The sequence below is a fragment of the Pseudomonas sp. 22515 genome, assembly GCF_052044625.1.
Classification (GTDB): Bacteria; Pseudomonadota; Gammaproteobacteria; order Pseudomonadales; family Pseudomonadaceae; genus Aquipseudomonas; species Aquipseudomonas alloputida.
In genome coordinates this window covers 56,150-66,591 of record NZ_JBQENN010000031.1, presented here as the reverse complement: position 1 = coordinate 66,591, position 10,442 = coordinate 56,150, and the positions used below count along the sequence as shown (strand labels likewise).

Below are 10,442 nucleotides of genomic sequence, written 5' to 3'. Positions count from 1 at the left end.
TGGTGCGCCAGGCATGGCGCGTTGCGCGATAGCGCAACCAGCTTGGCTGTGGTGGCCTCGCTGGTGACTTGGGGGTGAAAGTCCTCTACACACCCGGCAAGGGGAAGTGTTAGCCAGAGGCAAGGGTGTCGTGGGCGACTACGAATCTGAAGGAAGCCCGAGGCAAAATGCTGGCCTGACGAACAGGAAGCGGATCAGGCGGCGCAGCGGGGCAAGACGGCCATAATCGTCAAAGCCCAATACTTGCACGGAACGCTGCGACGTAAATCCGACAGGCATAAGCAGGAAGGTCACGCGAATTACCCTGGGAGATCTGTACGCTTGCCTTGGTGCTACCGAGCGTCGAGAGGCGACGGGATGAGCGTGCAGAAGTCAGCCGAGGCCGTAGTAAGTGGCGGTTAACCGCGTCACCAAGGGCCGAACAGGTTATGCCGCCAGTAGGCGTCACTGTCTCGTTGGTAGCCGCAATGCAGAAATTTCCTAAAACGGAATCTGTCACTCCGAATCCCGGCCAGAAGCCGAGGATGATGCCTGACAGCGCAAAGGTATCGACGGCGTCATCGGCGTGGACGAACGCAGAGCCGGACACGCTGATGGAGCGGGTGCTCGCACCGGCCAACCTCAGACGTGCGTATAAGCGCGTAGTCAGCAATAAGGGAGCGCCGGGTGCCGATGGCATGACGGTCGCCGACCTTGCAGGCTATGTGAATCAGTATTGGCCAATCCTCAAAGGCAGATTGCTGGCCGGTGAATACCATCCCCAAGCCGTACGTGCGGTTGAAATTCTCAAGCCGCAGGGCGGCACGCGGCAACTGGGAATTCCCAGCGTCGTGGATCGCCTGATCCAGCAGGCATTGCTGCAACAACTCACGCCATTCTTCGATCCTTTGTTCTCGGATTTTAGCTACGGCTTCCGTCCGGGCAGGAGCGCGCATCAAGCTGTCGAGATGGCCCGTGCCCATGTGGCATCGGGGCACCGGTGGTGCGTGGAAGTCGATCTGGAGAAGTTTTTTGATCGGGTCAACCACGACATCCTCATGGCCTGTATCGAGCGCCGGGTCAAAGATAAGTGCGTACTTAGGCTTATCCGTCGCTACCTTGAAGCGGGAGTCATGTCAGGCGGTGTCGTCAGTCCACGGCAGGAAGGGACGCCGCAAGGCGGCCCGCTCTCGCCGCTGCTGTCGAATATCCTGCTCGATGAATTTGACCGCGAACTGGAGCGGCGGGGCCATCGCTTCGTGCGCTATGCCGATGACGCGAACATTTATGTGCGCAGTCCTCGGGCTGGCGAACGGGTACTGGCTAGTGTCGAGCGCTTCCTGAGTCAACGTTTGAAACTGACGGTGAATCAGAAGAAGAGTCGAGTCGCGAGAGCCTGGAAGTGTGATTACTTGGGTTATGGGATGAGCTGGCATCAGCAGCCAAGGTTGCGGGTGGCAACGGTGAGCCTGAGTCGCCTGCGCGACCGGCTCGCAGAGCTGCTATGCGGCGCGCGGGGCCGCAAGATGGCAAACACCATCGAGCGGATAAACCCCGTACTACGAGGTTGGGCGGGTTACTTCAAGCTCAGCCAGAGCAAGCGGCCACTTGAGGAGCTGGATGGCTGGATCAGGCACAAACTCCGCTGTGCCATTTGGCGCCAATGGAAACAGCCCTCTACGAGGGCGCGCAACCTGATGCGTCTGGGCTTAAGCGAGGAGCGTGCCTGTAAATCGGCCTATAACGGCCGAGGCCCATGGTGGAACTCGGGGGCGCCACATATGAATCAGGCGCTGCCGAAGAAACTATGGGATCGACTCGGACTGGTCTCGATACTGGATACGATCAACCGGCTTAGCCGCATAGCTTGAACCGCCGTGTACGGAACCGTACGCACGGTGGTGTGAGAGGACGGCGGGTGTGAACCCGCCTCCTACTCAATCCCGCGCAAAGGCGGGTCGTTCAACTTCGATGGCTCACATCATCGCCCTCAAGTGCGCTGATCGAAAGCTGCGCACATTGACGTCTCTCCAGATTGCAAAAGCGCCAGACTCGCGTTGGCTCGGGCGGTTGGGCAAGTGCGTGCAAGAGTTGCTGCTCCATCATGCGATAGGCGTCGGGGCCGGAGAACATGAACGTGACAGGCTCGCCCTGTACCGCCTCACGGGCATCATTGGAAATCGCGGGTGTGGCCACACTGTTCAGTGCTGGCGTGTTGGGCTGTGCTGTGCTGTCGGGTAGCGGGTTGTAGAACGACTTGTAATTGAAGTTGAGCGTCAGAAAGAACAGTGCCGTCAGAAAGAATGGAAAGCCTACCAGGAACCAGGTGTAGAGCTTTTGGCTGGACTCGCCGAGAAATGGCAGTGTGGCAAGGGCGGAGGCTTCGATGATCCCCGCGAAGATGGCAATGATCGTCAGCGGGGCGACAGGTTGTGCTTGGGTCATATAGGCCGTCTCCAGCGGTTTTGCCCATCTTTACCTTACTGCTGTACTCAACTAAAGGCTGGATTGTTTCCCGGGGGAGGGGTAGTCGTCAGAGAACCTCGTTGTATGGCTTTTTCAACGTGTTTGAATCGGAAGTTTTCCTCTGCTGAAGATCGGTATTCAACTGGTACGTTTATGTCTGCGGGTGGTACCGTTTCTTTCGGTAATAAGTAATTTGTTTGTTACAACCTTAGTCATTGTGTGTAGGAAGTTTCTGTAAGTTCTGTAGGCTTTGTCTGTCCATGGCTTTCGCTGGTAAATCGCCGCGCCATCAAGCGTCCTGTCGGTTATCGTGGCGTGCCAAAGCAACAACACTGTATGGATATCGCATGAATAAAGTGCTTATCGTGGATGATCATCCGGTCATACGCCTGGCCGTACGCATGCTGATGGAGCGGCATGGGTATGACGTTGTGGCGGAGACTGACAATGGGGTAGCTGCGCTGCAGCTGACACGGCAACACCTGCCGGATATTGTGGTGCTGGATATCGGTATCCCGAAACTGGATGGCCTGGAGGTGATCGCCCGCATGGCGACATTCAGCCCGGGTAGCAAGGTACTGGTGCTGACGTCGCAGGCCCCCGGCAACTTTTCGATGCGCTGCATGCAGGCAGGGGCGGCGGGTTACGTGTGCAAGCAGCAGGAGCTTACCGAACTGCTCAGCGCTATCAAGGCTGTGTTGTCGGGTTACAGCTACTTCCCCAACCAGGCCTTGCATGCGTCACGTGGCAGGGGGGCGGGCAGCGAGACGGATATGGTGAATCGCCTGTCTGCGCGAGAAATGACGGTGCTGCAACAACTGGCGCGAGGGCGTTCGAACAAGGAGATTGCCGACAGCATGTACCTCAGTAACAAGACGGTCAGTACCTACAAGTCGCGGCTGTTGCTCAAGCTCAATGCACGGTCGCTGGTTGACCTGATCGAGCTGGCGCAACGGCAAGGTCTGAACTGATCGCCAAGCCTTGAAGCCTCCAGCCAGGAGGCTTTGCTAAGGCTATGGGGCCATGACTACGGGACCCGCACTACAGGTCATAATCGAAATCGGCCAACTGCTTTTGCAGGCGCCGTTCTTCCAGCATGTTGTCGATGGTGCGGCGTTTGCTCAGGTTGGTTTTTGCGATTTCAACCTGTGGCTCCGCGTCATCGTCTGCGGCAACAAAATCATCATCGATCGACAGGTCGTCTTTATCGGTACTCATGAGTCGCTCCAAGCCAAGGGGCCATTGGCCGTCCTTATAACCAGAAAGCAGACGCTGGTAAAAAAGATTTTTTCAATCGACGTGAGTGGTTTTTGGCAATCGGCTCAATCGTCGGAGGTTTTGTGCTTGTACTCGCACAAATCTTCGATCCTGCAGCTGCCGCACCTTGGCTTGCGCGCCTGGCATACGTAGCGCCCGTGCAGGATCAGCCAGTGGTGGGCGTCGAGCAGGTAGTCCTTGGGTACAAACTTGACCAGTTTCTTTTCCACTTCCAGCACCGTTTTGCCTGGCGCGATGCCCGTGCGGTTACTCACCCGGAAAATATGAGTATCCACGGCCATGGCCGGTTGGCGAAATGCCGTGTTAAGCACCACATTGGCGGTTTTGCGGCCGACGCCGGGTAGCGCCTCCAACGCTTCGCGGGTTTGCGGTACCTGGCTGTCGTGGCGCTCGATCAGCAGCCGGCACGCTTCTATGACATTCTTGGCCTTGCTGTTGTAAAGCCCGATGGTCTTGATGTATTCGCTGAGGCCTTCAACGCCCAGGGCATAGATGGCCTCGGGGGTGTTGGCGACGGGGAACAGGCGGGCAGTGGCCTTGTTGACGCCGACGTCGGTGGATTGCGCGGACAGTGTCACGGCGACCAGCAGTTCAAACGGGGTCGTGTAGGCCAGTTCGGTCTTGGGGTCGGGGTTGTCTTCGTGCAGCCTGCGAAAAATCTCCAGGCGTTTGGCGGCATTCATGAAATCAGGGCTTTCCTTGACGATGTGGGTGGGCAGGGCCCGGAAGCAGGCGATTGTACAAGGCCAGCAGCAGTCCCAGCAGCAGTAGCGCACCGGGTGCGAGGCTGGCCAGGTGCAGCTCGGCATGGTCAGCCAGCCATTGGCGGCTGGCGCCCAGCAGCAGGCAACTGGCAAAGACAGCGCCGAGGTGCGTTGCGAGCAGGCGCCAGCGGTGTTGGTCAGGCAACAGGTGGTCACCGGCCAGGCATTGCAGGCACAACAATGCGGGATAGTGGCCCAGGGCAATGGCCAGTGGTAGCAGCCAGGCCCGCATGGCCAACTGCAGGCAACTGGCCAAGGCTGCCAGCAGCAGCAGGCTAGCCAGTACATAGGCCCAGCTGGCCATGTGTTTACGCAGTGGCGCCAGCAACAGTTGGTGCAGGCCCCCCATCACTACTGCGCACAGGCCGATGGCCGCGCCTTCAGCCAGCGTCCGGGTGGCACCCAGCAGTGGCGCCAGGCTCAAGGCCAGCAGGCAGAACCTATTCATGGGTGGCGCCCTCCAGCAATACACTACGCTGTTCGTCGAAATAGCTCAGCGCATCCTGCAATGCGGCGATCACCGCTCGCGAGGTCACGGTTGCGCCGGCCAATTGGTCAAAGTCACCCTGGTCCCGCTTCAGCGCCCAGTGATCACCCTGATGGCGGTTGTTGAACTGACTCAGCCAGTGCAATCGCGGATCCCCCAGGCGGTCGCCCAGCCCGGGGCTTTCCTGTTGTTCGACAACCTGGCTGCCGATCAGCCGGCCGTCCGTGGTGATGGCGACGCTCAGTACGATCGGCCCGGCATACCCCTGGGTCTGTGTGATCAGGATAATGGCGCTTGGCTTACCTGCCAAAGTGGCACGGTAAGCCGCCAGGATACGGCTGTTGGGCCTCTGTGCGGCGGGCCTTGGCAGCGGGCTTTCCAGGGGCTGGTTGTCATAGCTACCGTCGGGCAGCACGGCCAGCCGTTGGCGGCTTTGCAGCTGCTTTTCAGCGCCGGCGATGGCCGGACCGGTCCACTGCCGCCAGGCCAGGGTGGCAGACACTGCCAATACTCCAGTCAGCAGCAGCAGGCCTACATCCCGAACCCCGCGCTTCATCGGGCTGCCTGCTGACGCTGCGCAGCCATGCGCTCGAGCGCCGGTGCCAAAAGGTTCATCAGCAGGACGGCGAACGCGGTGCCATCCGGGTAGCTGCCCCATGTACGAATCAGGTAGATGAGCACCCCTGTCCCCACGCCGAAGCACAGCTTGGCCCAGTCGTCTCTGGGGCCGGACACTGGCTCGGTCGCAATGAAGAAGGCTGCCAGCATGGTCGAGCCGGAAAACAGGTGCAGCAAAGGCGAGCCATTGGAGTCCGACCCCGAACCGTTCCAGCCCAACAGGCTAAATACCACTAGCCCTGCCAGCAAACCTGCCGGCGCATGCCAACTGATCACCTTGCGTTGCATCAAGAACAGGCCGCCAAGCAGGAATGCCAGGTTGACCCATTCGCTGCCTGCCCCGCCAATGTTGCCAAAGCCCGGATGGCTGGCGAACAGCTCGTCGATGGTCAGGCTGCGGTTGTGGCGCAAGCCGTCGAGCAATGTCGGACGGGCCCAGGCATCGATCTGTTCGCCCCCAGCGAACACCTGCTGCACGCTGTCGAGCAGGCCAGGGGCCTGCCCAGGCCAATGGTTCATCTGCAACGGGAAGCTGAGCAGCACGAAGGCATAACCCACCATGGCCGGATTGAACAGATTTCGCCCGACCCCGCCGTAGGCCTGCTTGCCGATACCGATCGCGACACTTGCCGCGATGACCGGCAGCCACCATGGCGCCAGGGTGGGCAGGGCGGCCGCCAGCAGTACGGCGGTCACCAGTGCGCTGCCGTCGTTTAGCGCCTGGCTCAGCGATTGGCTGCGCAGTGCCAGCAGCAATGCCTCGCACAGCAGCGCGGCACTGGCGCACAGCAACAGGTTCAGCATCATGCCCCAGCCATGCAGCCACAACAGCGCCAGCAGTCCAGGCGTGCAGGCGAGCAAGACCAGGCCCATGCTGGTGCGTAGGCGGGGATCGGGACTGCTCATTGGCCAAACATTCCGTTGAAACCGGAAAGCGCCATGGCCATCACCCCGGCACCAATCAATTCGATGGGCAGGCCGCGCAGCGCGTTGGGGATATCGGCGTGGGCGCTGCGCTGGCGCAGGTCGGCGAACACCATCAGCGCCAGCCAGAAGCCGCCCCCCGTCAGCAAGCCTTGGAGCAGCATGGTTGGCCAGGTGCCGTCGTCGCTTGTCTGTTGCAGGGCCAGCCCAAGTACTGCTGCATTGCTCAACAGCAACGCTGGCAACCCCACTACAGGCCAGGCCGGGCGCCACTTGGCCAAAAGCCAGGGCAGGCCCCAGGCGAGCAAAGCCAGCCAGGGCAATAGCAGAAACAGGGCAAGATCGTGAATGTGCAGCGGGGCAAGTACCGCGTGCACCAGCAGCTGCGCGCCGATTACGCCCAGGGCGATGCACAGGGCGCAGGCCAGGCCGTGCACCTGCAGTTGCAGCCCGGAGAGTGGCTGTCGGAGCAGGCACAGGTGATTGATCAGTGCGGCGCTGATCAGGACCAGGATGTAGTCATTCATGAGATGACGATAGCCGGGAATCGGGGCGATTGTCCGGGTTTGGCATGAAGGGGCCTGCGTAATTGTGGGAGCGGGCAGGCCGCTCCCACAATGGCCCGCAGGGCGGTTACTTGATGCGCTGGCCTGGCTTGGCGCCGCTGTCCGGGCTCAGCAGGTAGATTTCTTCACCGCCAGGGCCGGCAGCCATGACCATGCCTTCGGACACGCCAAAGCGCATCTTCCGGGGTTTGAGGTTGGCTACCATCATGGTCAGGCGGCCTTCCAGCTTGGACGGGTCTGGGTAGGCTGACTTGATGCCGGAGAACACGTTGCGGCGCTCGTCACCAATGTCCAGAGTCAGTTGCAGCAACTTGTCGGCACCCGCCACGGCTTCAGCCTTGACGATCAGCGCCACACGCAGGTCGACGGCAGCAAAGGTATCGAACTCGATCTCTGCCGACAGCGGGTCCTTGGCCAGCTCGCCATTGCCCGCCGGGGCCTTGGCTTCGGCTGCCAGCAGGTCTTCCTTGCTGGCAGCGACCATGGCTTCGACCTTGGCCGGCTCGATACGGCTCATCAGGGCCTTGAACGGGTTAAGTGTGTGGTTTTCCAGGCGTGTCAGGTGGTCGTTCCAGGTCAGCGGGGCCACGTTGAGGAAAGCCTCGGCGTCAGCGGCCAGCACCGGCAGTACCGGTTTGAGGAAGATCACCAGCTGGCGGAACAGGTTGATGCCTTGGGCGCAAATGGCCTGGACTTCATCCTGTTTGCCTTCCTGCTTGGCCAGTGACCATGGTGCCTTGTCGGCGATCCAGGCGTTGGCGCGGTCGGCCAGTGCCATGATTTCGCGCATGGCGCGGCCAAAATCACGGGCTTCATAGGCTTCGGCGATGGAGGGGGCGGCAGCCAGGAAGGCTTCGGTCAGCTCTGGTGCGGCATCACCGCCGACCATCACGCCTTCGTTGCCCTTGTGGATGAAGCCGGCGCAGCGGCTGGCAATGTTGACGACCTTACCGACCAGGTCGGAGTTGACCTTCTGCACGAAGTCTTCCAGGTTCAGGTCCAGGTCGTCGACGCCACGGCCCAGCTTGGCCGCATAGTAGTAACGCAGGTATTCCGGCTGCAGGTGGTCCAGGTAGGTGCGGGCCTTGATGAAGGTGCCGCGCGACTTGGACATCTTGGCGCCGTTGACCGTCAGGTAGCCGTGCACGTTGACCGCGGTCGGCTTGCGGAAGCCGGCGCCTTCGAGCATGGCAGGCCAGAACAGGGCGTGGAAGTTGACGATGTCCTTGCCGATGAAGTGGTACAGCTCGGCCTTGGAGCCTTCGTTCCAGAAGGCGTCGAAGTCCAGCTCCGGGCGGCGTGCGCAGAGGTTCTTGAAGCTGGCCATGTAGCCGATTGGCGCATCCAGCCATACGTAGAAGTATTTGCCAGGCTCACCCGGGATCTCGAAGCCGAAGTACGGCGCGTCGCGGGAGATGTCCCACTCCTGCAGGCCGGAGTCCAGCCATTCAGCCAGCTTGTTGGCTACCGCGTCCTGCAGGGTGCCGCTTCGGGTCCACTGCTGCAGCATGGCCTGGAAGTCTGGCAGCTTGAAGAAGAAATGCTGGGAATCACGCAGTACCGGGGTGGCACCGGAGATCGCTGATTTGGGGTTCTTCAGCTCGGTGGGTGCATAGGTGGCGCCGCATTTTTCGCAGTTGTCGCCGTACTGGTCTTCGGCCGCGCACTTCGGGCAGGTGCCCTTGATGAAGCGGTCGGCAAGGAACATGCCTTTTTCCGGGTCGAAGTACTGGGTCACCGAACGGGTGGCGATGTGCCCGGCTTCACGCAGGCGCGAGTAGATCAGGCTCGACAGCTCGCGGTTCTCTTCGCTATGAGTGGAGTGGAAATTGTCGAAGTCCACCAGGAAGTCGGCGAAATCGCTGCTGTGCTCGGCCTGGACGTTGGCGATCAGCTGTTCCGGGGTGATGCCTTCCTTTTCGGCGCGCAGCATGATGGCCGAACCGTGGGCGTCGTCGGCGCAGACATAGATGCACTGGTTGCCGCGCAGCTTCTGGAAGCGCACCCACATGTCCGTCTGGATGTACTCCAGCATATGGCCGAGATGGATCGATCCATTGGCATAGGGCAGGGCGCTGGTGACGAGAATCTGGCGTGGCTCGGACATGGTGGCTCGGCTACTTATCTGGCTACGGGGTAAAAATGAGGGTGATCGGCCACTATAAAGGGCTGGCGAAGATATTTCACCCCGCAAGCGCATCTGCTGACGATTGACGGGTTAGGATAGGCGGCTGTTTTACATTCAGTTTGCCAATGGGAGTCTCCATGAGTGCCGTCACCCGTGCCGCCGTTGAAGGCGTGCTTCGCCAGTACACCGACCCCTACCTGAACCAGGACCCGGTCAGCGCCGGCTGCGTGCGCGCCATCGATATCCAGGGCGGGCAGGTCAGCGTGCAGTTGCAGTTGGGTTATGCCGCAGGGCTGTTCAAGAACGGCTGGGCCCAGGTGCTGCAGACCGCCATTGGCAGCCTCGAGGGGGTCACTGGCGCCCATGTTTCGATTGATTGCGTGGTGGCTGCGCACAAGGCCCAGGCCCAGGTGCCAGCCATGGCCAACGTCAAGAACATCATCGCCGTGGCCTCGGGCAAGGGTGGTGTGGGCAAGTCGACCACCGCTGCCAACCTGGCCTTGGCCCTCGCACGCGAAGGCGCACGGGTAGGTATTCTCGATGCCGATATCTACGGCCCCAGTCAGGGGGTGATGTTCGGCATCGCCGAAGGTACCCGTCCACAGATTCGTGAGCAGAAGTGGTTCGTGCCGATCAAGGCCCACGGCGTGGAAGTCATGTCCATGGCCTTCCTCACCGACGACAACACGCCGATGGTATGGCGTGGCCCGATGGTGTCTGGCGCGCTGCTGCAACTGGTCACCCAGACCGCCTGGGATGACCTGGATTACCTGGTGATCGATATGCCGCCGGGTACCGGTGACATCCAGCTGACCCTGGCACAAAAGGTGCCGGTGGTCGGCTCGGTGATCGTCACCACGCCACAGGACCTGGCGCTGCTGGATGCCAAGAAGGGCGTGGAAATGTTCCGCAAGGTCAACATTCCGGTGCTGGGTGTGGTCGAGAACATGGCCGTGCATATCTGCTCGAATTGCGGCCATGCCGAACACCTGTTCGGTGAAGGTGGCGGCGAGAAGCTGGCCAGCCAGTATGGTGTCGACCTGCTGGCGTCGCTGCCGTTGTCGATGCTGATACGTGAGCAGGCCGACAGCGGCAAGCCGACGGCGATCGCCGAGCCGGAAAGCCAGATTGCCATGGTTTACCAGGAACTGGCCCGCCAGGTGGGCGCGCGGATCGTGCTGCAGGAAGCTGCGGCGCCGGCAATGCCCAGCATTACCATCAGCGAAGACTGA

11 protein-coding genes are annotated in these 10,442 nt (G+C 60.9%); 3 read left to right on the top strand and 8 right to left on the bottom strand.

Annotated elements, in window-relative coordinates:
- The first annotated feature begins 428 nt into the window (after positions 1-428).
- Entirely contained in the window at positions 429-1,850 is a 1,422-nt protein-coding gene (ltrA, locus tag ACTJJN_RS23525; RefSeq protein WP_221101214.1) for a group II intron reverse transcriptase/maturase, read from the top strand.
- A gap of 91 nt (positions 1,851-1,941) precedes the next feature.
- On the opposite strand, the gene ACTJJN_RS23520 is transcribed toward ltrA, so the two are convergent.
- A complete protein-coding gene (locus tag ACTJJN_RS23520) occupies positions 1,942-2,424 on the bottom strand; it encodes a hypothetical protein (RefSeq protein WP_012051399.1) in 483 nt (160 codons plus the stop codon).
- 368 nt (positions 2,425-2,792) lie between these two features.
- Here ACTJJN_RS23520 and ACTJJN_RS23515 point away from each other — a divergent pair, with 368 nt between their 5' ends.
- Complete coding sequence (locus ACTJJN_RS23515; protein WP_003254939.1) at positions 2,793-3,416, top strand: response regulator transcription factor; 624 nt, start codon at positions 2,793-2,795, stop codon at positions 3,414-3,416.
- Positions 3,417-3,486: 70 nt separating this feature from the next.
- On the opposite strand, the gene ACTJJN_RS23510 is transcribed toward ACTJJN_RS23515, so the two are convergent.
- The 7 genes from ACTJJN_RS23510 to metG form a co-directional block, all read right to left on the bottom strand.
- Complete coding sequence (locus ACTJJN_RS23510) at positions 3,487-3,663, bottom strand: PA3496 family putative envelope integrity protein (RefSeq protein WP_010952256.1); 177 nt, start codon at positions 3,661-3,663, stop codon at positions 3,487-3,489.
- 104 nt (positions 3,664-3,767) lie between these two features.
- Entirely contained in the window at positions 3,768-4,406 is a 639-nt protein-coding gene (gene nth, locus ACTJJN_RS23505) for an endonuclease III (RefSeq protein ID WP_003254935.1), read from the bottom strand.
- Between the two features lie 4 nt (positions 4,407-4,410).
- The gene (locus ACTJJN_RS23500) at positions 4,411-4,935 is read right to left on the bottom strand and encodes an Rnf-Nqr domain containing protein (RefSeq protein WP_014755519.1); all 525 of its coding nucleotides are present in this window, start codon (positions 4,933-4,935) and stop codon (positions 4,411-4,413) included.
- Complete coding sequence (locus ACTJJN_RS23495; protein ID WP_012051402.1) at positions 4,928-5,530, bottom strand: RnfABCDGE type electron transport complex subunit G; 603 nt, start codon at positions 5,528-5,530, stop codon at positions 4,928-4,930. Before ACTJJN_RS23495 ends, ACTJJN_RS23500 begins: the two co-directional genes overlap by 8 nt.
- Complete coding sequence (locus tag ACTJJN_RS23490) at positions 5,527-6,498, bottom strand: RnfABCDGE type electron transport complex subunit D (protein WP_012051403.1); 972 nt, start codon at positions 6,496-6,498, stop codon at positions 5,527-5,529. The genes ACTJJN_RS23495 and ACTJJN_RS23490 overlap by 4 nt, the downstream gene beginning before the upstream one ends.
- A complete protein-coding gene (locus ACTJJN_RS23485) occupies positions 6,495-7,043 on the bottom strand; it encodes an Rnf-Nqr domain containing protein (RefSeq protein ID WP_014755521.1) in 549 nt (182 codons plus the stop codon). Before ACTJJN_RS23485 ends, ACTJJN_RS23490 begins: the two co-directional genes overlap by 4 nt.
- Positions 7,044-7,149: 106 nt before the next feature.
- Positions 7,150-9,189: a methionine--tRNA ligase gene (gene metG, locus ACTJJN_RS23480; RefSeq protein WP_004576223.1), complete on the bottom strand. Its 2,040-nt coding sequence runs from the start codon at positions 9,187-9,189 to the stop codon at positions 7,150-7,152.
- A 158-nt stretch (positions 9,190-9,347) separates the two neighbouring features.
- On the opposite strand from metG, the gene apbC reads away from it, so the two are divergent.
- Complete coding sequence (gene apbC, locus ACTJJN_RS23475) at positions 9,348-10,442, top strand: iron-sulfur cluster carrier protein ApbC (protein ID WP_014755523.1); 1,095 nt, start codon at positions 9,348-9,350, stop codon at positions 10,440-10,442.